We start from the raw sequence: 21,566 nt of genomic DNA, 5'->3' as shown, positions 1-21,566 counted from the left end.
CGCTTCCGACTGCTTACGATCGCGGCGTGAGCGCACATGTCATGGTCGCCGAGGACGACGAGAAGCAGGCCGAACTGGTCCGCCGCTATCTGGAACGCGAGGGCCACACGGTCACGCTCGTACGCGACGGCCGCGCCGCCGTCGAGGAGATCCGCCACAGAGCGCCCGACCTGCTCATCCTCGACGTGATGATGCCGAAGACCGACGGCCTGGACGTGCTGCGCATCCTGCGGGCGGAGACGTACGAACTGCCCGTGCTGATGCTCACCGCCCGCTCCACCGAGGACGATCTGCTGCTCGGCCTCGACCTCGGGGCCGACGACTACATGACCAAGCCCTACAGCCCGCGCGAACTGATGGCCCGGGTCCGTACGCTGCTGCGCCGGACCCGTCCGCCCGGCCCCCGGCCGGCGGCCGAGCCCGTCCTCGCGGTGGGCACCCTCGTCGTCGACCCGCACCGCCACGAGGTGAGCGTCGACGGCGCACGCGTCGAGTGCACCCCCGGGGAGTTCCGCATCCTCGCCGCGATGGCCGCCGAGCCCGGACGCGTCTTCACCCGGCAGCGGCTCCTGGAGGAACTGCACGGCTACGCCCGCTACATCGGCGACCGGACCGTCGACGTGCACATCATGAATCTGCGCAAGAAGATCGAGCCCGCCCCGCGGCGGCCAGCCCGCCTCCTGACCGTCTTCGGTGTCGGCTACAAGCTCGCGGACCCGGCGAAGGGCGCCGGCCGTGCGGTTTCGTAACCGGGAGCGGCAGCCCGGCCGCAGTGGGCGGCGGCTGCCGCTGCGCAAGAGTCTGCTGGGCCGTCTGCTCGCCGTCTCCGCGCTGGTGGCCGCCTGTTCGGTGGCGGCGACCGCCTGGCTGGCCGTGCAGACCACCTCCGGTGCCATCAAGCAGGAGCAGGGCCAGAACCTCACCGACGACGCCCGGATCTACCACGCGCTCCTCGGCCGCGCGGCGACGCACCCCCAGTGGGACGGTGTCGAGCCGGCCGTGCGGGCGCTGGCCCGGAAGTACGGCCGCCGCATCGCGCTGACCACGCAGAACCGCGCCCCCATCGCCGACTCCGCGACCGAGAAGACACCGCCCGCGCTGCCGCCCCAGCCCTCGGCCGTCGTCGACCCGCTCTCCGCCGACAGCGCGCTCACCCCCGCGACCGAGCAGAGCGGCGGCGACCCGGCGGACCGAATCGACCCGCGTGCCGTGGGACCGTTCCGGCTGCCCGCCGCCGAAGGGGCACAGCTGCAGAAGACCGCCGACCGGGTCGTGAGCTGTCTGCGCGAGTACGGACTGGCCTCGGACATCCTGCGAACTCCCAGCGGCCGCCCCCGTATCCAGGTCGTCGGCAACGACGTCGACCGGATCGAGGGCACCCGCTGCCCGCTCGACGTCCTGGACGAGCCCACCCGCAGCGAACGCGCCGCGCTCGCCACCCTCAACGAACTGGCCGACGCCTGCCTGGACCGGCAGGGCCGCGCGGGCGTCCGGCTCGGCCTGGACCTGTCCTGGAAGCGCGACACCGAGGCCCGCCCGGTCCCGCGCCCGGCCGCGGAATCCGGCGTACTGCCCACCCCGGGCGAGCCCGCGCCGGCCGAGCCCGCGCCGGTGGTACGCGGCCCGGCGGGCAGCCTGGAGGACCGGGCCATCGCCTCCTGCGTGGGCACCGCCCGACGCGAACAGCTCAGCTCCTACGTCTCCTCGCCCGCGCTGCTGTTCATCGGCGACCCCGACAGCACCACCGTCCCCGGCTTCGACCTCTCCCCGGCGAACACCGCACGCATCGCGGGGGCCGCCGCCCTCGTCCTCGCCCTCACCGTCGGCGCCTCCCTGCTCGCCGCCACCCGCCTCGTGCGGCCGCTGCACGCGCTGACCGGCGCCGCGCAGCGGATGAAGGACGGCGAGACGACGGCGCCGGTGGCGGTCACCGCGGACAACGAGATCGGGCGGCTGGCCGCGGCGTTCAACGACATGTCCGCCCACCGCGCCCGGCTGGAGGCCCAGCGCCGGGCCATGGTCAGCGACGTCGCGCACGAGCTGCGCACCCCGCTCAGCAACATCCGCGGCTGGCTGGAAGCGGCCGAGGACGGACTCGCCGACCCCGACCCGGCGTTCGTGTCCTCGCTGCTGGAGGAGGCGGTGCAGCTCCAGCACATCATCGACGACCTCCAGGACCTGGCCGAGGCCGACGCGGGCGCCTTGCGCCTGCACCCCGAGCCGGTACGGATCGACGAACTGCTCGGCCAGGTCGCGGCCGCGCACCAGGCACGTGCGGAGACGGCCGGTGTCACGCTGACGGTCTCGGTGCCCGGCCCCACACCGGCGCTGACCGCGGACCCCGTGCGGCTGCGGCAGGCCGTCGGCAACCTCGTCTCCAACGCCCTGCGCCACACCGAGCCCGGCGGCACCGTCACCCTGCGCGCCCGGGGCACGGACGGCGGGGACGAGGTGGCCGTGGAGGTCGCCGACACCGGCAGCGGTATCCCGGCGGACGACCTGCCCCATGTCTTCGACCGCTTCTGGCGCGCGGAGAAGTCGCGCAGCCGGCGCACCGGCGGCAGCGGCCTCGGACTGGCGATCGTGCGCAAGCTGGCGGAAGGGCACGGCGGTTCGGCGGAGGTGACCAGCACCGAGGGGCAGGGATCGGTGTTCACGCTCCGGCTCCCCGTGAGCCCGCGCGTTCCGGGCCGGCGGGAGGGCTCCGGCAGCCCTGATACGCCCCTCACAGCGGTCTGACAGCTTCCTCACAACTTCAGGACAGCCTGACGCCCATGCCCGGACGACGCGTTGCGACGCCGTCCCGGCATCCCTGGTCCGAGCTGGAATGGAGCCACTTTCATGTCCCACCGTCTGTCCCTGCGCGCCCTCGCCGTCGCCACCGCCGCGACCGCGGCAGTGATCGTCCCGGCCGGCAGCGCCTTCGCCGACTCGACCCCCGCCCCCGCCCGGCCGACCGCGGACCGCGCCTCCCAGCCGGCGCGCGAAGCCGCCCCCACCCCCGTCCCTGCGCAGGAGGGGACCGGCCGTCTGCCGCGCGGTGGTGTCGACGCGGGTGACAAGCCCGCCCCGGCGCAGGAGCGGTCCGGCCGTCTGCCGCGCGGTGGTGTCGACGCCGGGGAGCAGCCCGCCGGCGCCGGAAGCGGGAGCAGCACCGCTCTCGCCGGATCGGCGGCCTCAGTGGCGCTGCTCGCGGGCGCCGGTGCCGTCGTGATCCGCCGTCGCACGGCGGGCCGTCACCACGGCTGACCCGCCCCGCCGCGGGGGCGGCCGCCGGTCACGGCACCGCCCCCGCGGACCTCTGCCGCCTCAGGAGTTCCGATGACCCCGCCGCACCGTCCCGGTCAGCACGCCTACGGACACGAGCGGACCGGCGTGTCCGCCGCGCGCTCCCGTCCCCTCCTTGCCGCCCTCGCACTCCTCGCCGCCGTCACCGGGTGCTCGGCGGCGGCCGACGAGGCCCCGGCGACGGGCGCGCCGCGCGTCTCCGCCACAGCATCCGCCGACTCCGCCGACTCCGCCGACTCCGCCGACTCCGCCGACTCCGCCGACTCCGCCGACTCCGCCGGCCGGCGGACGGCCGACCCCGCACCGAAGCGGAAAGCCGATCCCGTGGAGGTGAGCATCCCCTCGATCGGCGTGACCGGCCCGCTGATGCGACTCGGCCTCAACCGGGACGGCACCGTCGAAGTCCCGCCCGCGGACCGGGGCATGACCGCGGGCTGGTACACCGGCGCGGCCGTCCCGGGCGACAGCGGGGCCGCCGTGATCATCGGCCACAACGACACCCGCCACGGCCGCGCCGTCTTCCACGATCTGCGGAAGATCGCCCGGGGCGCGGACATCGCGGTGCGCGACGCCGAGGGGAAGACCGCCCACTTCACCGTCACCGCCACGGAGACGGTCGGCAAGCGGGCCTTTCCCACCCAACGGGTCTACGGCCGCACGGCCGGCCGCGAGCTGCGGCTGATCACCTGCGACGGGGCCTTCGACGCGCAGGGCCACCCGGTCGACAACCTCATCGTCTACGCCACCCTCCGCTGACCCCGGTTCTCCGCCGGGGGCTTCTGGGACGTTCAGTCGCGCCCCGGCCGCGCGCTGCCGGAACCGCCGGACGCGGGCGGCTCACCGGAGTTCTGCCGTGGCGCAGTGCCGGTGGACTGCCCGGTGGACTGCCGCGACGGCGCCGCCTGCTGCCCGGTACCGGCGTCGCCCGCGTTCGTCCCCCGGCCCGTGCCGCCGGAGGACGTACCCGAGGAGCCGGTCGTGGAGGAACCGGCACCGGAGCCATCCGCGGAGGACGACCCCGTGCCCGGTCCGTTCCCGGTCCCCGCTCCGTCGGCGGTCGGGCCCGCGGTGCCCGGCCGGGGCTGCTCGGACGGCTCCTGCTTCGGCCTCACCGGGCCGCCGCCCGCGACACCGTCGCCCTGCACCGGTTCCGCGTCCCCCTCTTCCCCGGTCACCTTCCTGGGGCCGCCGTCCGGCAGTTCCCCGAGGGCCGCGAGGGCGTCCGTGGCCAGCGGCGCCAGCAGCGGCGAGAAGTGCGGATTGATCCGCAGCGCCTCCGCGAGGTGCCGGCGGGCCGGACCCCACAGACCGAGCTCCCGCTCGATCTCCCCGCGGTGATAGGAGAACTGCGGGCTGCGCAGGCCCTCGTCCGTCGCTCGCCTCGCGTACGGCAGTGCCTCCTTCGCCCGGCCCGCCTTGAACAGCGCCCAGCCCAGCGCGTCGGCGACCTGGATGCTGCGGTGCTTGCGGTTCCACTCGCCCTGGAGCCGGCGCACGGCGGCCTCGGGGTCGCCGTGGTCCGCCTCGTACAGCCCGAGCACCAGTTCCTCGTTCACCCCGTTCTGGCCGGCCTTCGCGGCCGAGGTGCGCACCAGCTCGTACTGGGACTGGGCATCCCCGTTCAGCCCGAGGGACTCGTACAACTCGCCCGCCTCCAGCGCGTACTGCGGCAGCGGAAGTTCCTCGAGAGCCGCCTGGTAGTCGCGGAACGCCTCGTCGGTACGGCCGAGCGCCGCCAGCGCGCGGGCCCGTGACGCCAGGGCCGGGTGGTGGTCCGGCGCGAGTTTCAGGGCGCGGTCGTAGGCATCGACGGCCTCCTCCGGCTCCCCGCGCTCCCAGGCCAGATCGCCCAGCTGCTGGAGGGCGATCGCCTTCTCCGTGCGGTTCGAGGCGCTGCCCACGGCGTCGTACGCGGTGGCCGCCGCGTCCTCGCGCCAGCCGCGGTCGCGGTAGACCCGCGCGGCCAGCCCCAGCGCCTGCGACCCCGTGTGCAGTGAGGTCAGGGTGTCCATCGCCTTGATGACGGCCTTGTAGTCGCCGAGCCCGTTGCAGGCCTCGATCAGCGCCGGGTACGCCGTCCACAGCTTCGGCCGCTGCTTGACCGCGCGCTCGGCCACGGCGCGGGCGGTGACGAAGTCCTGCCGCGCGTTGGCCAGTGTGGCGAGGCCGACGAGGGCCTCGGTGTTGCCCTCCTCCGCCGGCATCACCTCCAGCGACCTGCGCAGGGCGCTCTCGGCCTTCGGAAAAGCGCCCCAGTCGGCGAGGCGCGTGCCCCGCTGCACATACGCCGATCCGAGCAGCGCCCACGACTCACTGTCCCGGGGGTGCTCCTCGAGCCGGCGCTCCCGCTCGGCGATCAGAGCGGTCAGGTCGTCGAGGGCGGCCGGAATGCCCGTCGCCGTGGCGGCCGGCGCCCGGCTGCCGGGGCTGCCGGGCGCCGGACGGGGGCTCAGCTCGTCGCGGCCGGGAACCAGCACGACCACCCCGGTGACCAGCGTGGCGGCGACCAGGGTGCTGATCGCGGCGGTCTTCAGATGTTCGCTCCTCATGGCGCTCACTGTGCGTCAGCGAGCAGTAAATACGAAGAACACACTCGGCCCTGTGAACCGGAACGCAGACGGGTTCACACCGATGGCCCCTGGTGCGACGCTGGGTCCATGGACGATCTTCTCGAACGGCTGCGTTCCGGCCTGCCCTCCGACGCCCTCATCACCGATCCGGATGTGACGGCCTCGTACGGACACGACATGGCGAGCTTCTGCGAGGCGGGCACCCCCGCGGTCGTGGTCCTCCCGCGCACGGTGGAACACGTGCAGCACGTCATGCGCACCGCGACCGAACTGCGCGTCCCGGTCGTTCCGCAGGGCGCCCGCACCGGCCTGTCCGGCGCCGCGAATGCCTCGGACGGGTGCATCGTGCTCTCGCTCACGAAAATGGACAAGATCCTGGAGATCAGTCCGGTCGACCGGATCGCCGTCGTCGAACCCGGAGTCGTCAACGCCGTGCTCTCCCGCGCGGTCAACGAACACGGGCTCTACTACCCGCCGGACCCCTCCAGCTGGGAGATGTGCACGATCGGCGGGAACATCGGCACCGCGTCCGGCGGACTGTGCTGCGTCAAGTACGGCGTGACCGCGGAGTACGTGCTCGGCCTGGACGTCGTCCTCGCCGACGGCCGCCTGCTGACCACCGGCCGCCGCACCGCCAAGGGCGTCGCGGGCTACGACCTCACGCGGCTCTTCGTCGGCTCCGAGGGCAGTCTCGGCATCGTTGTCAAAGCGGTGCTGGCCCTCAGGCCGCAGCCGCCCGCCCAGCTGGTGCTGGCGGCGGAGTTCGACTCGGCGGCGGCCGCCTGCGACGCGGTCTGCGCGATCATGGAGCGCGGCCACACCCCGTCGTTGCTGGAACTCATGGACCGCACGACGCTGCGAGCCGTCAACGCCATGGCGAACATGGGGCTGCCCGAGGCGACCGAGGCCCTGCTGCTGGCCGCCTTCGACACCCCGGAGCCGGCCGCCGACCTCGCCGCCGTCGGGGCGCTGTGCGAGGCCGCGGGCGCGACCGAGGTCGTCCCGGCCGACACGGTCGCCGAGTCGGAACTGCTCCTCCAGGCCCGCAGGATGTCGCTCACCGCGCTGGAGACCGTGAAGACGGCGACCATGATCGACGACGTCTGCGTACCGCGCTCCAAGCTCGGCGCGATGCTGGAGGGCACGGCCGCCATCGCCGAGAAGTACGACCTCACCATCGGCGTCTGCGCCCACGCGGGAGACGGCAACACGCACCCCGTCGTCTGCTTCGACCACACCGACGCGGACGAGTCCCGAAGGGCCCGCGAGTCGTTCGACGAGATCATGGCGCTCGGCCTCGAACTCGGCGGCACGATCACCGGCGAGCACGGCGTCGGCGTCCTGAAGAAGGAATGGCTCGCACGCGAACTCGGGCCGGTCGGAGTGGAGTTGCAGCGCGGGATCAAGACCACCTTCGACCCGCTCGGCATCCTCAACCCCGGCAAGCTCTTCTGAGACCCGGGTCCTCGGACCAAGGTCTGCCGGGCCTCGGACCGATGGCCGATGCCCGGCCGTCCCCGTCCTCCTAGCGTGGAGACATCGGCCCGGCGGTCCGGCCGCCGGGACAACGCCCAGGAGGAGGCAGCCGTGCCCGCACGCCTCGACCACACCATCGTCCATGCCCGCGACCGCTTCGCCGCCGCCCGCTTTCTCACCGAACTCATCGACGAGCCCGAGCCGACGGCCTTCGGCCCCTTCGCGAGCGTCCCCCTGAGCGGCGGGGTCACGCTCGACTACCACGACCACCGCGGGGACGGCGAGATCGTCTCCCAGCATCTGGCGTTCCTGGTCTCGGAGGAGGAGTTCGACGCGATCCTCGCGCGGATCACGGAGCGGGAACTGCCGTACTGGGCCGACCCGGCGCATGCCGAGCCGCAGCGGATCAACCACCTGTTCGGTGGCCGCGGGGTGTACATCGACGACCCCGACGGCCACTCCATCGAGTTCATCACCCATACCTACGTCTGATCCCCCTCACGCATGGGCGTCGCCCTCCTGCGACTCGTCCGACGGCCAGGGGCTGCCCAGCCACAGATCGTCGGCCGGGGTGGGCGCCAGCAGGTCGGCGAGACCGTCGTCGATGCCCAGCCGCTCGGACTCCGAGCCCGGCGGAACCACCCGCAGGGTCCGCTCCAGCCACGCCGACACCACCGTCGCCACCGCCTCCAGCAGCGCGTCGCCGTCCGGCGAGCTGAGCGCCATCAGGACGACGTTTCTGCCGTCGACCTTGGTCGGCCACACCCGCACATCGCCGTGGCCGCACGGCCGGAACACCCCCTCCACCAGCAGCTCCCGTCCGAAGGTCCACTTGACCGGACTGTCGGAGCCGACGTGGAAGGTGACATGCACGGCGTACGGATCGTCCGTGCGATAGGTCAGCCGGGCCGGAACGGGGACGCTCCGCTCGGGCGACAGTACGAGTTTCAGCTCCAGTTCGCGTTCCACCACTGAGTGCATGACGGTGTTCTCCCCTTCGGGTACGAGGCCCGTGGGCGGGCCCTGCAAGGAGAGAGCGCCGTCCCCGCCGGCTATGACGCGGGTTCGGGGAACAACTTTCTGTGATCGGACGGTGACCGGAAAGTGGTCGTTACGCCGGGACCGGCCCGGGGACACTCAAGGGTCTGATAGATGTGGAGCCTTGTAGTGAGGCTCTCGAGGAGATACGGGACCACGGTGATGAGCGCCCCCACCCCGGCCACCGGCGACGGAAGTCCGACGCCCGGCTACTACCCGGATCCGTCCATCCCCGGATACGTCCGGTACTGGAACGGCGCTGCCTGGGTGCCCGGCACGAGCCGGCCCGCTCCGAACGCCCGCGAGGCGATGGACCCCGGGCCCGGCCAGGCAGCCCCCGACGCGGCCCTGGCGGCCCGGGTCGAGGAGACCGGACCGCACTTCTTCGACGAGGAGCCGTCCGACCAGCCCTCCCGCCCGGAACCCGCGACCGCCTGGGCCGCGGACACCTCCCGGCAGACCGGATTCGGCGGCGACCGGGACAACCGGGTCTCCTGGGGCGAGCCCCAGGACCCGCGCACCCCGGGCGCCCACGGCGGACCGGCGGCGGCTGCCCCCGCCGACCCGCGGCTTCCGTCCCAGGCCGGCGACCCGACCGGCGGCGCGCTCCCCGGCGTACGGTCCCTCGGCGGGGACGACGCAGCTGAGCCCCGGCCGGACAACACCGCCGCCATCCGTGCCATGCGGTCCCGTCAGGGAGCCGCCGCCGACGCCGGCACCGCCGACCCCTCGGCGTCGCAAGGCCCGCAGACGCAGCCCCCGGTCGACCACACCGTGACGATCCGCGCCCTGCGGGCCGCCGCCGCGGCCGCGGGACGGACCGACGAAGGTCTCAGCGTCCGGTCCATGACCCCCGGCGCGTCCGCACCCGCTCAGCCGCAGGCCCCGGCGCAGCCGCAGACGCCGCAGACGCCGGACGTGCCGCAGCAGCAGGGGCCCGAGCGGGCCGGCCACGCGCCCATGACCGACGGCCCCGGCGGCGGCTCGGCCTCCTGGGCGCAGCAGGTCCACCGACTCGCCCGGGAGACCGACAACGACCCGCCCGTCACTCCCTGGAAGCCGCCGGTCAACGACCCCTTCCTCGCGGCCGCCCAGGCTCAGGCGTCGGCCCGCCCGGCCTCGCTGGGCAAGCGCTTCGCCGCCCGGCTGATCGACACCGTGCTGCTCGGCGCGGTCGTCGGAGCCGTGGCCGTACCGGTCGGCTCGCAGGCGCTCGCGCACATCAACGACAAGATCGACGCGGCGAAGCAGTCCGGCGAGACGGTCACCGTCTGGCTCGTCGACGGCACCACTTCCGTCCATCTCGCGATCATCCTGGCCGCCCTGCTGGTGTTCGGCACGCTGTACGAGGCGCTGCCGACAGCGAGGTGGGGCCGCACGCTGGGCAAGAAGCTCTGTGGTCTGTCGGTCATGGACATCGAGTCCCACGAGCCGCCGTCGTTCGGTGCCGCGCTGCGCCGTTGGCTCGTCTACGGCGTGCTCGGTGTGATCGCCGTCGGCATCCTCAACGTCCTGTGGTGTGTGTTCGACCGGCCGTGGCGGCAGTGCTGGCACGACAAGGCGGCGCACACCTTCGTGACCGGCTGACCCGTCCGGACCGGCGCGCGCGGGGGGTCCCCCGAACGGCATGCGAGCCGTTGCGGGCACCCGCCCGGCGCGGTGCACTGCCCCCATGAGCAACGACGCGCCGACGCCGGGCCAGCCGCCCGAGGACGACCCTTTCCTCAAGAAGCCGCAGGACCCCACGCCGCCGCCGTCGGGCGGTTCGCAGGAGCCTCCTCCGGGGCCGCCGCCCGGCTCCGGACAGGGGCCGCCGCCGGGTTCGCCGTACGGCGGGCAGGGCGGCGACCCGTACGGGAGCGGGCGCCCCGGCGCGGGTGATCCCTATGGCGGCGGACCCGGCGGGCCCTACGGCGGTGGTCCGGGCGGTCCCTACGGCGGTGGTCCGGGCGGGCCCTACGGCGGGGTCGATCCCCTCGCCGGGATGCCGCCGCTCGCGGAGTTCGGCCGGCGGTTCCTCGCCCGGGTCATCGACGCGCTGATCGTGTTCATCCCGCTGTTCCTGCTGTCGTTGATCTTCGGCGGCTGGGGCGTCGACGCGAACGGCGACACCTGGGACGACATCGCGGGCGACCTGAACACGGGCAGGCAGTGGCTGTGGTCGCTGATCTCCCTGGTCGCCTATGTCGGCTACGACACCCTCATGGTCAAGAGGAACGGCCAGACCGTCGGCAAGCGGCTGATGAAGCTGCGGGTCGCGATGCTCAACGACGGGAGCGTGCCGGACACCAGCTCCTCGCTGCTGCGGGCCGTGGTGCTGTGGGTGCCGGCGCTGGTCTGCTGCTTCTGTATCTGGTGGCTCGTCATCATCATCACGATCCTGACCGACAAGCCCTACAAACAGGGCCTGCACGACAAGGCCGGCAAGACCGTGGTGGTGTCAGCGGCGTAGCGAGTGCTGGCCGACCCTGGCCTCGGCGCCCACGCGGGCGCGGGGCCCGGGCACCCGGTTGGTGAGACCGTCGGCGGAAGCGGCGGCATGTTTCACGCGGGCGGTGCGCGCGGCCTGAGCGGCCCTCGCCGCCTGAGCCGCCCGGCCCATCGGCAGGGCCACCGCGACCAGCAGGCCGAGCGCCATGGACGCGACGCCGATGGCGGCGACGCCGACGGGGTGGGCGGTACGCGTCAGCAACAGCAGCGCGAGGGTCGAGAAGACGACGGTGGCCGAACCGTAGGCGAGCTGTGCGGCAGTCGGACGCGGCATGACGGTATCCGTCCTCGGGACGTCGGGGGCTGGCTCTCAACGCGGTCGCACTGACAGGTGACTGTACGGCGATGGATGCCCGGCCGGAACGGGTGGTAAGCGTGACCTAACCCACGGTGCTGGTGCATCGGGGGCGCACGGAGTCATTCGATGCATCAAGTGGCTTGATGCGTGCGCCCGTTGGCCGATCTCAGGCTCGTCCGGATACCGGAACTGTGCTCCTGCATAGTGCAGTTGGTCTGTTCAAGTCAAGGTCTGTCTTTTCTCCGGCAACTCCGGTCGAATGTCGTCACTTGTGACGCGTGTACCGCGCCCGGACGACCCCACATGAGTCCGGCTGCGAACGGTAGCGCGGGGGAGGACCAATTCAAGTGACCATCAAGCGACGGACGATCAGAACGTCCGCGGTGCTCGTGGCTCTGGCGGCCACGGCCGCCTCGGCCTCGGCGTTCACCAGCGCACAGGCCGAGGACCAGGGCTCCACAGCGCCCGCGAGCATCGAGCGCCGTGACCCGGCGCCGCAGAAGGACCACGTCGAGCACGACCTCGACGGACCCTTCAGCAAGCAGCAGGAGCAGCAGCGCGAAGCCGCTCTGGAGCAGGTCATATCCGGCGACGCGACCGTGCAGAAGCGCGGCGGCTCCCAGGTCGTGAAGCTCGGCGACAAGAAGTACGTCGAGCTCGGCCGGGAGAAGACGGACAAGATCTTCACGATCCTGGTGGAGTTCGGCGACAAGGTCGACGACACCACGATGTTCGACCCCGACGGTCCGGACGGACCCGAGGCGCCGGTGAAGAAGTACGGCGGCCAGCCCGGCCCCCTGCACAACAAGATAGCCAAGCCCGACCCCAAGCTGGACAACTCCACGGCCTGGCAGGCGGACTACAACCAGAAGCACTTCCAGGACCTCTACTTCGGCACCGGCAAGGACAAGAAGACCGGTCAGCAGAAGGAGTCCCTGAAGACCTACTACGAGAAGACCTCCTCGGGCCGGTACTCGGTCGAGGGCGGCGTCTCCGACTGGGTCAAGGTCGACTACAACGAGGCCCGCTACGGCTCCAACTACTGCGGCGACTCCAACTGCGCCAACGTCTGGGACACGGTCCGCGACGGCGTCACCGCCTGGGTCGCCGACCAGAAGGCCAAGGGCCGTACCGACGCGCAGATCAAGGCGGACCTGTCCGGCTACGACCAGTGGGACCGGTACGACTTCGACAACGACGGCAACTTCAACGAGGCCGACGGCTACATCGACCACTTCCAGATCGTCCACGCCGGTGAGGACGAGTCCGCGGGCGGCGGCGCCCAGGGCCCCGACGCCCTGTGGGCGCACCGCTGGTACGCGTACGGCACCGACGCGGGCAAGACCGGCCCGGCGAACAACCGGTCCGGCGGCACCCAGGTGGGCAACACCGGTATCTGGGTCGGCGACTACACCATGCAGCCCGAGAACGGCGGTCTCGGTGTCTTCGCCCACGAGTACGGTCACGACCTCGGTCTGCCCGACCACTACGACACCTCGGGCAAGGGCGAGAACTCGACCGGCTACTGGACCCTGATGTCGGCGGGCTCCTGGCTCGGCACCGGCAAGGACTCCATCGGCGACCTGCCCGGCGACATGACCGCCTGGGACAAGCTCCAGCTCGGCTGGCTCAACTACACCAAGGGCAAGGCCGCGAAGGCGTCCACCCACAAGCTGGGTGTCTCGGAGTACAACACCAAGCGGCCGCAGGCGCTCGTCGTCGAGCTGCCGAAGAAGGCCGTCACCACCACCGTCGTGAAGCCCGCCGAGGGCTCCAAGCAGTGGTGGAGCGACATGGGTGACGACCTCAAGAACACCCTGTCCCGTCCGGTGGACCTGACCGGCAAGTCCAAGGCGTCCCTGGAGCTTTCGGGCTGGTGGGACATCGAGACCGGCTACGACTACCTCTACGCCGAGGTGTCGACGGACGGCGGCGCCAACTGGACGCCGGTGGACGGCACCGCCGACGGCAAGGCCGTTCCGCGCGACGCGGGCGACAAGCCGGCGCTGACCGGGACGTCGGGCGCGTACAAGAAGCTCGTCTACCCGCTGGACGCGTACGCCGGCAAGAAGATCGACGTCCGCTTCCGCTACCAGACGGACGGCGGCGCGGGCGGCAAGGGCTTCGCGGCCGACGCCATCACGGTCAAGGCGGACGGCACGGCGCTGTTCACGGACAACGCCGAGGGCGACGACGCGGGCTGGACCTCGAAGGGCTTCTCCCGCATCGCCGAGTCCTTCACCAAGCAGTACGAGCAGTACTACCTGGCCGAGAACCGCCAGTACGTGTCGTACGACAAGACCCTCAAGGTCGGCCCGTACAACTTCGGCTTCAAGGCTCCGAAGGACGGATGGGTCGAGCACTACCCGTACCAGAACGGCCTGCTGATCTGGCTCTGGGACACCTCCCAGAAGGACAACAACACCAGCGCCCACCCGGGCCAGGGTCTCGTCCTGCCGATCGACGCGCACGCCAAGCCGCTGAAGTGGGCCAACGGCACGCTGATGCGGAACAAGATCCAGACGTTCGACTCGACGTTCAGCCTGCGGCCGACCGACGCGTTCACGCTGCACAACGCGGACGTCGCCCAGCGGATCAAGGCGCAGAAGGGCACCTCGGTCTTCGACGACCGCAAGGGCGTCTACTGGTACGCCGAGAACCCGACGGCGGGTGTCAAGGTAACTGACACCAACACCAAGATCTCCATCGTGAGTGAGCCCAAGAGCGGTGAGTCGATCACCGTGAAGGTTGGTCCGTCGACCAAGTAAAAGGTATAACCGCAGGTCAAACCATGATCGGCCGTCGCCCTCTAGCGGGCGGCGGCCGATCGTGTTTAGGTGCGTCCTACCGGATCCTTATTGACACGCCATCTCACGGGGGAGTGGTTCCGCATGCCTGGCGGAGGTTTCAGCAAGTTGCCCAACGGCAGCGTGGTCGTCGCGCTCAGCCTGCCGAGCCCGCTCGGCGACGGGAGCACGGCCCGCTTCCTGGTGCTCGCGAGGAACCGGGCGCGGGCGCTGACGCGACTGCGGAACCTGGGGCTGCGGGCCGTCTATCTGCGGGGCAACGTCGAGCCGCCGACACCGGACGAGATCACCGCCGTACTGCACCATCCGGACGGCCTGCTGTGGCGCGGCCAGCCGGGGGCGACCCAGGAGCTCTGGCACCCGATACGGGCGCTGCTCCAGGACGCACGGGTGCGGGAGGGATAGCGGCGCCCCACCGGGCCGCCCGGGCCCGCCCAGGGCCCGTGTGCGGCTGCGGAGGGCCGGCCGGGGACCGGCGAGGCCGTCAGACGACCGGCTTGCCGGACAGCTCGACGCCCGCGCCCCGCAGCTCCTCCAGCGCCCGCTCCGTCGACTCCTTCGCCACGCCCGCCGTCAGTTCCAGCAGCACCTGCGTGGTGAAGCCCTCACGGGCCGCGTCCAGCGCCGTCGCCCGGACGCAGTGGTCGGTCGCGATGCCGACCACGTCGACCTCCGTCACCTCACGCGCCCGCAGCCACTGCGCCAGCGTCGTGCCGTTCTCGTCCGTGCCCTCGAAGCCGCTGTACGCGGCCGCGTACGCGCCCTTGTCGAAGACGGTGTCGACCGCGCCCGACGCCACGGCCGGAGCGAAGTTCGGGTGGAAGCCCACGCCCTCGGTGCCCGCCACGCAGTGGGGCGGCCAGCTGTGCGAGAAGTCGGGGTGCTCGGAGAAGTGATCACCCGGCTCGATGTGGTGGTCGCGGGTGGCGACCACGTGCCGATAGCCGGCGGGGGCGGCCTGGCCGATCAGGTCCGTGATGGCGGCGGCGACCTCGGCGCCCCCCGTCACCGCGAGGCTGCCGCCTTCGCAGAAGTCGTTCTGGACGTCCACGACGATCAGGGCGCGGTGCATGGCGGGGGTCCTTAGGGGTGCGGGGAGAGAGCGGCGGGGGCATGCGAGCGGCGACATCGAGCCTAGAGACTCGGGCCGCTCAGCGGGAGAGGGCTTCACGCTGCGTTCATACGTACTCCGTCGGCAGGACGGGCTCTCCCTTGGACAGCTGGATCGCCGACATCGGCAGCCCGGACCGCGCGGCCCGGTGCCGGTCCCGTGCCGCGTCGAGCGGCTCGCGTGCCACCACCGTGCCGCCCTTGACCAGCTCGATCTGGAGCTGGTGGTCGGCGAGTTCGGCCGGGACCGGACCGACGCCGATGACCTCCGCCTCCGCCACACCCTCGGCGTCCAGCCGGCGCGCGGCCCATTTGCGCCCGCCCCGCGAGGACTTCGCGCCCATCGACTTCTTCGCCACGGACTGGAGCGGGGCCTGCGGATCGGACGACTGCGCGCGGGCGACGATCTTGTAGACCATCGAGCAGGTGGGGTGCCCGCTGCCGGTGACCAGCTGCGTGCCCACCCCGTAGGCGTCCACCGGCGCCGCCGCCAGCGAGGCGATCGCGTACTCGTCGAGATCGGAGGTGACCACGATTCTGGTCTCGCGTGCGCCCAGGTCGTCGAGCTGCTGCCGCACCCGGTGCGCGACCAGCAGCAGATCGCCGGAGTCGATACGGACGGCGCCCAGTTCCGGCCCGGCGATCTCCACGGCGGTCCGCACGGCCTCCGCCACGTCGTAGGTGTCGACGAGCAGCGTCGTCCCTCGTCCGAGTGAGTCGACCTGGGCCTGGAAGGCGTCGCGCTCGTTGTCGTGGAGCAGGGTGAAGGCGTGCGCGCTGGTGCCCACCGTCGGGATCGCGTAGCGGAACCCGGCGGCCAGGTCGGACGTGGAGTCGAAGCCGCCCACGTACGCGGCGCGCGCCGAGGCCACCGCGGCCAGCTCGTGCGTACGCCGCGCGCCCATCTCGATGAGCCCCCGCCCGCCCGCCGCCGACGACATCCGGGAGGCAGCGGCGGCGATCGCCGAGTCGTGGTTGAGGATCGACAGGATCACGGTCTCCAGCACGACGCACTCGGCGAAGGAGCCCTCCACCCGCAGGATCGGCGAGCCCGGGAAGTACACCTCGCCCTCGGGGTAGCCCCAGATGTCGCCGGTGAAGCGGTACGAGGCGAGCCATTCGAGCGTCGGCTCGTCGACGATCCGCTGCTCCCGCAGAAAGCCGAGCACACCCGGGTCGAAGCGGAAGTTCTCCACGGCGTCGAGCACCCGGCCGGTACCGGCGACCACGCCGTAGCGCCGCCCCTCGGGCAGTCTGCGGGTGAAGGCCTCGAAGACCGAGCGGCGCCCGGCCGTGCCGGACCGGAGCGCGGCCTGCAGCATCGTGAGCTCGTACTGGTCCGTGAAGAGCGCTGTCGAGGGCACATCCACCGGCAGGCCAAGGTCCGCAGTGTTCACGACGGTCAACCTCACACTTCTTGTCCGGGCTGCCGGTCGGACCGACCGGGTGCCGGGGGTCGCCCCCCGGGTGACGCAGCCATGACGTGAGCGTAGCGCACATCTCGTCAGAGTGACGAGATGTGAGGCCCGTTTGTGCGATGGGCCCCTGCGGGTGGCAGCATGGACCGGGTGAGTGTTGCTCCTACAGAGATCGAACGCCCCGAATCGGCGGAGGAGACCTTCGCCGTTCCCGAGCCGGATGTGCCCTGGGTGACGCTGGTCCACAACGACCCGGTCAATCTGATGAGCTACGTCACCTATGTCTTCCAGGCCTATTTCGGCTATTCCAAGGACAAGGCGCACAAGCTGATGCTCGACGTGCACCACAAGGGACGGGCCGTGGTCTCCAGCGGCAGCCGCGAGGAGATGGAACGCGACGTGCAGGCCATGCACGGATACGGGCTGTGGGCGACGCTCTCCCAGGACCGCAACTGATGGCGGGCCACTTCGAGTCGATCCCCGGCGGCGGCGCGGCCGTCCCGCTCGACGAGGTCGAGATCTCCATCCTGCGCTCCCTCGCCGTCCAGATGCTGGAGCTGATCGGCCCCGGCGACGAACCGGTCGAGGGCGAGGACCCGCTCGCCGCGATGTTCGCCGAAGGGCCGAGCGAACCGCCCGCCGACCCCGCGCTGGCGCGACTGTTCCCCGACGGCTACACCGGGCCGGACGCGGACGAGCAGGACGAGGAACTGCGCGCCGCCTCCGCCGAGTTCAGGCGCTTCACGGAGAACGACCTGCGCTCCCGCAAGCGGGACGACGCGCTCTGTGTCGTCCGCTGCCTCGACGCGCTCAGCGCCGGCGGCGAAGGCGGAGCCGTGCTGAAGCTCGGCCCGGACGACTGTGCGCGCTGGCTCGGGGCGCTGAACGACCTGCGTCTGACCATCGGCACCCGGCTCGAGGTCGGCGACGAGGACGAGAACAACGAGCTCTACCGGCTGCCGGCCGACGATCCGCGCAAGCCGATGGTCATGGCGTACCTCTGGCTCGGGGTGCTCCAGGAGACGCTCGTCGAGACGCTGATGCGCTGAGGTCCGCGCGCCGGAGCCAGGTTTCCGGCGCCTGGACCGGGCCCGTCCCGGCCCGCGTTTCCGGGCCTGCTTTCTGTCATGCTCCCGTCGGATTCCGTTCGCTCAACGGACACTCAAATCCGGATAACGATCGTGTCACCAAGCCTTCGTGCTTTGCGATTTCGGGGGAGTTTTGTCCCCTTCTACCTGTGCTCTGCGCCACACTCGCTGCGGTCGATCAACGTTGCGGTCGTGATAAATCTTCCGGACCGCCGGGGGCGCCACCCATGTTCCCGGGGGCGCTGGGGCCGGCAGATCGCCGGTAGCACTCCATCCACATCCGGGGGGATCAGGACCTGATCCGCAGCCGCGCGACGCAGCGGGCGCGGTCAGCATGGAGAAAGGGCGCATCACCATGACCTCGGTGCAGGTCGACAAGAAGCACGGCGGCGAAGACGCCGCCGACCAGGGCTACCAGCGAGGACTGGGTGCTCGGCAGATCCAGATGATCGCGATCGGCGGAGCCATCGGCACCGGCCTCTTCCTGGGCGCCGGCAAGGCCATTTCCAAGGCCGGACCGAGCCTCATCCTGGCCTACGCGATCGCCGGCCTGGTCATCTTCTTCATCATGCGGGCGCTGGGCGAACTGCTCATGTACCGCCCCGTCTCGGGCTCGTTCGCCGAGTACGCCCGCGAATTCGTGGGTCCCTTCGCGGGCTTCGTGACCGGCTGGACGTACTGGCTCTTCTGGGTCGTCACCGGCATCACGGAAGTCACCGCGGCAGCCACGTACATGACGTACTGGTGGGACATCCCGCAATGGCTCTCCGCACTGGTCTTCACGATCATCCTGTACGGCGCGAACCTGATCTCGGTGAAGCTCTTCGGTGAGCTGGAGTTCTGGTTCTCCATGGTCAAGGTGACGGCCATCATCGGCATGATCCTGATCTGCGCCGGCGTGCTGACGATCGGCTTCTCCGACGCCGGCGACACCGCCTCCATGACGCACCTGTGGTCCGAGGGCGGGTTCTTCCCCAAGGGCATCGGCGGCACGCTGATGACGCTGCAGATCGTGATGTTCGCCTTCCTCGCGGTCGAGCTGGTCGGCGTCACCGCCGGCGAGTCCAAGGACCCGGAGAAGACCCTCCCCAAGGCGATCAACACCGTCCCGTGGCGTATCGGCGTCTTCTACGTCGGCGCGCTGATCATGATCCTCTCGGTCGTGCCGTGGACCGCGTTCGAGCCGGGCGTCTCGCCCTTCGTCGCCGCGTTCGAGCGGATGGGCCTCGGCGTCGGCGCCGCGATCGTCAACTTCGTGGTCCTGACCGCGGCCCTGTCCTCCTGCAACTCGGGCATGTACTCCACCGGCCGGATGCTGCGCGACCTCGCGCTCAACGGCCAGGGCCCGGCGTTCTTCACGCGGCTGACCAAGAGCGGCATCCCGCTGGCCGGAACCACCTTCTCCGCCGCGCTGATGCTGGTCGGCGTCTGGATCAACTACCAGTGGCCCGGCGACGCGTTCAACTACGTCGTCTCCTTCGCCACCATCTCCGGCATGTGGGCCTGGATCATGATCCTGGTCAGCCAGATCCGCTACCGCGCCAAGGCCGACCGCGGTGAGCTGCCGCAGTCCACCTTCAAGGCGCCCGGCGCCCCCTGGACCAGCTGGTTCGCCCTCGCCTTCATCGGCATGGTCATCGTGATGATGGGTGTCGACAAGGACGCGCGGATCTCGCTGTACTGCGCGCCGCTGTGGGCGCTGATCCTGGGCGTCTCCTACCTGGTGCTGAAGGGACGCAACCCCGAGGGGGCGGCGTTCACGAAGCGCGACACGACGAAGAAGGACGTGGAGCGCTAGAGGCTCCGCAGGGAACGGCGCCAGGTCCTCCTGCCGGTCCGCCCCTCGTAGGTCCAGCATCCGGGCCGACCCGTACCACTCCTCGGTACGGGTCGGCCCGTCTGCTTATCCTGTCGCTCATGCTGACCATCACCCAGGCCCTGTTCGACCGGATCGTCGAGCACGCACGCGCCGACCACCCCGACGAGGCGTGCGGGGTCGTCGCCGGGCCCGAGGGCAGCGGCCGCCCCGAGCGCTTCATCCCGATGCTGAACGCGGCCCGCTCGCCCACCTTCTACGAGTTCGACTCCACGGACCTGCTGAAGCTCTACCGCGACCTGGACGACCGGGACGAAGAGCCGGTGATCATCTACCACTCGCACACCGCGACCGAGGCCTATCCGTCGCGTACGGACATCAGCTACGCGAACGAGCCCGGCGCCCACTATGTCCTGGTCTCCACCGCCGACGCGGAGGCCGCGGGGCCCTTCCAGTTCCGCTCGTTCCGCATCGTGGACGGCGAAGTGACCGAGGAGGACGTCAAGGTCGTCGAGGCCTACTGAGCCCGCGACCGGCGCGGCAGCGGCCACCGGTTCCTCCGTCTGACCACATCGTGAGCCGGATGCGTCCAGGATACGAGATCCCCCTCCGGGGCACGGAGGGGGAATCGATACGATGACCGCATGGTTCCCTCAGACGTGAGCGACAAGACGCCGAGCACCCTGCTGCTCGTGGCGCGGCTGCACGTCGACCTGTGCCGCCTCGCCAGCGCGATGTGTACGGCCTGCGCCGCGTCCTGACCGACGGCCCACCGGCCCCACGGCCCGAGCGCACCCCAGCACCGAACCCCTCGCGCGGGGGCAGAGCCGCGCGCCCCCAAGCCTCACTCCCGACAGGAGCCCACGCCATGGCCATCGAGGTCCGCATCCCGACCATCCTCCGCACCTACACCGACGGCGCCAAGGCCGTCGAGGGCAGCGGAGACACGCTCGCCGATCTCTTCGCCGACCTCGAGTCCCGGCACAACGGCATCAGGGAGCGCATCGTCGACGGCGACCAGCTCCGCCGCTTCGTGAACGTGTACCTGAACGACGAGGACGTGCGCTTCCTCGACGGCATCTCCACCAAGCTCGCGGACGGCGACAGCGTCACGATCCTGCCCGCCGTGGCCGGAGGCTCCGCCGCCGCGCAGCAGCGTCCCGCCGAGGTGATGGCCTCGCGCCAGGCGGGCATGCGCTGATGCGTTACGACTCCCCGCTCGCCGCGGTCGGCAACACCCCGCTGGTCCGCCTCCCGCGACTGTCGCCCTCGGACGACGTGCGGATCTGGGCCAAGCTGGAGGACCGCAATCCGACCGGCTCGATCAAGGACCGCCCCGCGCTCCACATGATCGAGCAGGCGGAGAAGGACGGCCGGCTCACCCCGGGGTGCACCATCCTGGAGCCGACGTCCGGGAACACGGGCATCTCCCTGGCGATGGCGGCGCGGCTCAAGGGCTACCGCATCGTCTGCGTGATGCCCGAGAACACGAGCGAGGAGCGGCGGCAGCTGCTCGCCATGTGGGGTGCGGAGATCATCTCGTCCCCCGCGGCGGGCGGCTCCAACACGGCGGTCCGCGTGGCCAAGGGGATCGCCGAGGAGAACCCGACCTGGGTGATGCTCTACCAGTACGGCAACCCCGACAACGCCGGCGCCCACTACGCGACGACCGGTCCCGAGATCCTCGCGGACCTGCCGTCCATCACCCACTTCGTCGCCGGCCTCGGCACGACCGGCACGCTGATGGGCGTCGGCCGCTATCTGCGCGAGCAGGTGCCGGGCATCCGCATCGTCGCCGCGGAGCCGCGCTACGACGACCTGGTCTACGGGCTGCGGAACCTCGACGAGGGCTTCGTCCCCGAGCTCTACGACGCGTCCGTCCTGACGACCCGTTTCTCGGTCGGCTCGGCGGACGCGGTCACCCGCACCCGTGAACTCCTCCAGCAGGAAGGCATTTTCGCGGGAGTCTCCACCGGAGCGGCGCTGCACGCGGCGATCGGCGTCGGCAAGAAGGCGGTGAAGGCGGGCGAGCAGGCGGACATCGTCTTCGTCGTCGCGGACGGCGGCTGGAAGTACCTGTCGACGGGTGTCTACACGGCTGCCACGACGGAGGAAGCGATCGAGACGCTCCAGGGCCAGCTCTGGGCCTGACGCCGGTACGGACCCG

The 21,566-nt window shown here is 71.3% G+C and carries 22 protein-coding genes; 17 read left to right on the top strand and 5 right to left on the bottom strand.

The annotated features are described in order from the left end of the window. Positions 1-41 precede the first annotated feature (41 nt). The 4 genes from ACFWU3_RS26085 to ACFWU3_RS26070 all read left to right on the top strand — a co-directional run bounded on the left by ACFWU3_RS26085 (position 42) and on the right by ACFWU3_RS26070 (position 4,044). Positions 42-749: a response regulator transcription factor gene (locus ACFWU3_RS26085; protein WP_384442327.1), complete on the top strand. Its 708-nt coding sequence runs from the start codon at positions 42-44 to the stop codon at positions 747-749. Then, positions 736-2,739 (top strand): ATP-binding protein, encoded by a 2,004-nt coding sequence (locus tag ACFWU3_RS26080; RefSeq protein ID WP_384442252.1) that lies wholly within the window; start codon positions 736-738, stop codon positions 2,737-2,739. Before ACFWU3_RS26085 ends, ACFWU3_RS26080 begins: the two co-directional genes overlap by 14 nt. A 102-nt stretch (positions 2,740-2,841) precedes the next feature. Next, the gene (locus tag ACFWU3_RS26075; RefSeq protein ID WP_384442249.1) at positions 2,842-3,249 is read left to right on the top strand and encodes a hypothetical protein; all 408 of its coding nucleotides are present in this window, start codon (positions 2,842-2,844) and stop codon (positions 3,247-3,249) included. A 72-nt stretch (positions 3,250-3,321) separates the two neighbouring features. Next, entirely contained in the window at positions 3,322-4,044 is a 723-nt protein-coding gene (locus ACFWU3_RS26070; protein ID WP_384442246.1) for a class F sortase, read from the top strand. Positions 4,045-4,076: 32 nt separating this feature from the next. On the opposite strand, the gene ACFWU3_RS26065 is transcribed toward ACFWU3_RS26070, so the two are convergent. Further along, positions 4,077-5,837, bottom strand: a complete 1,761-nt coding sequence (locus ACFWU3_RS26065) for a tetratricopeptide repeat protein (protein WP_384442243.1) — start codon at positions 5,835-5,837, stop codon at positions 4,077-4,079. A gap of 108 nt (positions 5,838-5,945) precedes the next feature. On the opposite strand from ACFWU3_RS26065, the gene ACFWU3_RS26060 reads away from it, so the two are divergent. After that, complete coding sequence (locus ACFWU3_RS26060; RefSeq protein ID WP_384442240.1) at positions 5,946-7,313, top strand: FAD-binding oxidoreductase; 1,368 nt, start codon at positions 5,946-5,948, stop codon at positions 7,311-7,313. A 132-nt stretch (positions 7,314-7,445) separates the two neighbouring features. Continuing rightward, positions 7,446-7,826: a VOC family protein gene (locus ACFWU3_RS26055; protein ID WP_384442237.1), complete on the top strand. Its 381-nt coding sequence runs from the start codon at positions 7,446-7,448 to the stop codon at positions 7,824-7,826. 6 nt (positions 7,827-7,832) lie between these two features. On the opposite strand, the gene ACFWU3_RS26050 is transcribed toward ACFWU3_RS26055, so the two are convergent. Then, positions 7,833-8,315 (bottom strand): SsgA family sporulation/cell division regulator, encoded by a 483-nt coding sequence (locus ACFWU3_RS26050; protein ID WP_384442234.1) that lies wholly within the window; start codon positions 8,313-8,315, stop codon positions 7,833-7,835. A 219-nt stretch (positions 8,316-8,534) separates the two neighbouring features. Here ACFWU3_RS26050 and ACFWU3_RS26045 point away from each other — a divergent pair, with 219 nt between their 5' ends. Together ACFWU3_RS26045 and ACFWU3_RS26040 are read left to right on the top strand one after the other, a co-directional pair. After that, positions 8,535-9,959, top strand: coding sequence for an RDD family protein (locus tag ACFWU3_RS26045; RefSeq protein WP_384442231.1), 1,425 nt, complete (start codon positions 8,535-8,537; stop codon positions 9,957-9,959). Positions 9,960-10,044: 85 nt separating this feature from the next. After that, complete coding sequence (locus tag ACFWU3_RS26040; RefSeq protein ID WP_384442228.1) at positions 10,045-10,824, top strand: RDD family protein; 780 nt, start codon at positions 10,045-10,047, stop codon at positions 10,822-10,824. Here the strand turns inward: ACFWU3_RS26040 and ACFWU3_RS26035 are convergent. Further along, complete coding sequence (locus ACFWU3_RS26035) at positions 10,813-11,136, bottom strand: hypothetical protein (protein ID WP_384442226.1); 324 nt, start codon at positions 11,134-11,136, stop codon at positions 10,813-10,815. The two genes, ACFWU3_RS26040 and ACFWU3_RS26035, sit on opposite strands and share 12 nt — an antisense overlap. 371 nt (positions 11,137-11,507) lie before the next feature. Here ACFWU3_RS26035 and ACFWU3_RS26030 point away from each other — a divergent pair, with 371 nt between their 5' ends. Then, entirely contained in the window at positions 11,508-13,928 is a 2,421-nt protein-coding gene (locus ACFWU3_RS26030) for an immune inhibitor A domain-containing protein (protein WP_384442223.1), read from the top strand. A gap of 123 nt (positions 13,929-14,051) precedes the next feature. Next, positions 14,052-14,372: a hypothetical protein gene (locus tag ACFWU3_RS26025; RefSeq protein ID WP_313946100.1), complete on the top strand. Its 321-nt coding sequence runs from the start codon at positions 14,052-14,054 to the stop codon at positions 14,370-14,372. Between the two features lie 79 nt (positions 14,373-14,451). Here ACFWU3_RS26025 and ACFWU3_RS26020 read toward each other — a convergent pair whose 3' ends face one another. Next, the gene (locus ACFWU3_RS26020) at positions 14,452-15,039 is read right to left on the bottom strand and encodes a nicotinamidase (protein WP_384442220.1); all 588 of its coding nucleotides are present in this window, start codon (positions 15,037-15,039) and stop codon (positions 14,452-14,454) included. Positions 15,040-15,145: 106 nt separating this feature from the next. After that, positions 15,146-16,474 carry a nicotinate phosphoribosyltransferase gene (locus ACFWU3_RS26015; protein ID WP_384442217.1) on the bottom strand — a complete coding sequence of 443 codons (1,329 nt, stop codon included), beginning with the start codon at positions 16,472-16,474 and terminating at the stop codon, positions 15,146-15,148. A gap of 162 nt (positions 16,475-16,636) precedes the next feature. Between ACFWU3_RS26015 and clpS the strand changes: the two genes are divergently transcribed. The 7 genes from clpS (at position 16,637) to ACFWU3_RS25980 (ending at position 21,550) form a co-directional block, all read left to right on the top strand. Further along, positions 16,637-16,951 carry an ATP-dependent Clp protease adapter ClpS gene (gene clpS, locus ACFWU3_RS26010; protein ID WP_313946103.1) on the top strand — a complete coding sequence of 105 codons (315 nt, stop codon included), beginning with the start codon at positions 16,637-16,639 and terminating at the stop codon, positions 16,949-16,951. Next, positions 16,951-17,544, top strand: a complete 594-nt coding sequence (locus ACFWU3_RS26005; protein ID WP_384442214.1) for a DUF2017 domain-containing protein — start codon at positions 16,951-16,953, stop codon at positions 17,542-17,544. The genes clpS and ACFWU3_RS26005 overlap by 1 nt, the downstream gene beginning before the upstream one ends. 394 nt (positions 17,545-17,938) lie before the next feature. After that, the gene (locus ACFWU3_RS26000) at positions 17,939-19,381 is read left to right on the top strand and encodes an amino acid permease (RefSeq protein ID WP_384442211.1); all 1,443 of its coding nucleotides are present in this window, start codon (positions 17,939-17,941) and stop codon (positions 19,379-19,381) included. A 119-nt stretch (positions 19,382-19,500) separates the two neighbouring features. Further along, positions 19,501-19,923 carry a M67 family metallopeptidase gene (locus tag ACFWU3_RS25995; protein WP_313946106.1) on the top strand — a complete coding sequence of 141 codons (423 nt, stop codon included), beginning with the start codon at positions 19,501-19,503 and terminating at the stop codon, positions 19,921-19,923. Positions 19,924-20,043: 120 nt separating this feature from the next. Beyond that, the gene (locus ACFWU3_RS25990) at positions 20,044-20,160 is read left to right on the top strand and encodes a putative leader peptide (protein ID WP_384442208.1); all 117 of its coding nucleotides are present in this window, start codon (positions 20,044-20,046) and stop codon (positions 20,158-20,160) included. 107 nt (positions 20,161-20,267) lie between these two features. Further along, entirely contained in the window at positions 20,268-20,600 is a 333-nt protein-coding gene (locus ACFWU3_RS25985) for a MoaD/ThiS family protein (protein ID WP_384442205.1), read from the top strand. Beyond that, positions 20,600-21,550: a cysteine synthase gene (locus tag ACFWU3_RS25980; protein WP_313946109.1), complete on the top strand. Its 951-nt coding sequence runs from the start codon at positions 20,600-20,602 to the stop codon at positions 21,548-21,550. The genes ACFWU3_RS25985 and ACFWU3_RS25980 overlap by 1 nt, the downstream gene beginning before the upstream one ends. Positions 21,551-21,566: the final 16 nt, after the last annotated feature.

Source organism: Streptomyces sp. NPDC058685 (assembly GCF_042714725.1).
Lineage (GTDB): Bacteria > Actinomycetota > Actinomycetes > Streptomycetales > Streptomycetaceae > Streptomyces.
This window is presented reverse-complemented; position numbering and strand designations above follow the sequence as displayed.

Bases quoted from the DNA above. Each gene is read 5' to 3' on its own strand.
- ACFWU3_RS26005 (WP_384442214.1), top strand. From the start codon at position 16,951: ATGGCGGGCCACTTCGAGTCGATCCCCGGCGGCGGCGCGGCCGTCCCG.
- clpS (WP_313946103.1), top strand. From the start codon at position 16,637: ATGGACCGGGTGAGTGTTGCTCCTACAGAGATCGAACGCCCCGAATCG.
- ACFWU3_RS25985 (WP_384442205.1), top strand. From the start codon at position 20,268: ATGGCCATCGAGGTCCGCATCCCGACCATCCTCCGCACCTACACCGAC.
- ACFWU3_RS26060 (WP_384442240.1), top strand. From the start codon at position 5,946: ATGGACGATCTTCTCGAACGGCTGCGTTCCGGCCTGCCCTCCGACGCC.
- ACFWU3_RS26045 (WP_384442231.1), top strand. From the start codon at position 8,535: ATGAGCGCCCCCACCCCGGCCACCGGCGACGGAAGTCCGACGCCCGGC.
- ACFWU3_RS26070 (WP_384442246.1), top strand. From the start codon at position 3,322: ATGACCCCGCCGCACCGTCCCGGTCAGCACGCCTACGGACACGAGCGG.
- ACFWU3_RS26035 (WP_384442226.1), bottom strand. From the start codon at position 11,136: ATGCCGCGTCCGACTGCCGCACAGCTCGCCTACGGTTCGGCCACCGTC.
- ACFWU3_RS26065 (WP_384442243.1), bottom strand. From the start codon at position 5,837: ATGAGGAGCGAACATCTGAAGACCGCCGCGATCAGCACCCTGGTCGCC.
- ACFWU3_RS26085 (WP_384442327.1), top strand. From the start codon at position 42: ATGGTCGCCGAGGACGACGAGAAGCAGGCCGAACTGGTCCGCCGCTAT.
- ACFWU3_RS25980 (WP_313946109.1), top strand. From the start codon at position 20,600: ATGCGTTACGACTCCCCGCTCGCCGCGGTCGGCAACACCCCGCTGGTC.
- ACFWU3_RS25995 (WP_313946106.1), top strand. From the start codon at position 19,501: ATGCTGACCATCACCCAGGCCCTGTTCGACCGGATCGTCGAGCACGCA.
- ACFWU3_RS26025 (WP_313946100.1), top strand. From the start codon at position 14,052: ATGCCTGGCGGAGGTTTCAGCAAGTTGCCCAACGGCAGCGTGGTCGTC.
- ACFWU3_RS26050 (WP_384442234.1), bottom strand. From the start codon at position 8,315: ATGCACTCAGTGGTGGAACGCGAACTGGAGCTGAAACTCGTACTGTCG.
- ACFWU3_RS25990 (WP_384442208.1), top strand. From the start codon at position 20,044: ATGGTTCCCTCAGACGTGAGCGACAAGACGCCGAGCACCCTGCTGCTC.
- ACFWU3_RS26020 (WP_384442220.1), bottom strand. From the start codon at position 15,039: ATGCACCGCGCCCTGATCGTCGTGGACGTCCAGAACGACTTCTGCGAA.
- ACFWU3_RS26000 (WP_384442211.1), top strand. From the start codon at position 17,939: ATGACCTCGGTGCAGGTCGACAAGAAGCACGGCGGCGAAGACGCCGCC.
- ACFWU3_RS26075 (WP_384442249.1), top strand. From the start codon at position 2,842: ATGTCCCACCGTCTGTCCCTGCGCGCCCTCGCCGTCGCCACCGCCGCG.
- ACFWU3_RS26040 (WP_384442228.1), top strand. From the start codon at position 10,045: ATGAGCAACGACGCGCCGACGCCGGGCCAGCCGCCCGAGGACGACCCT.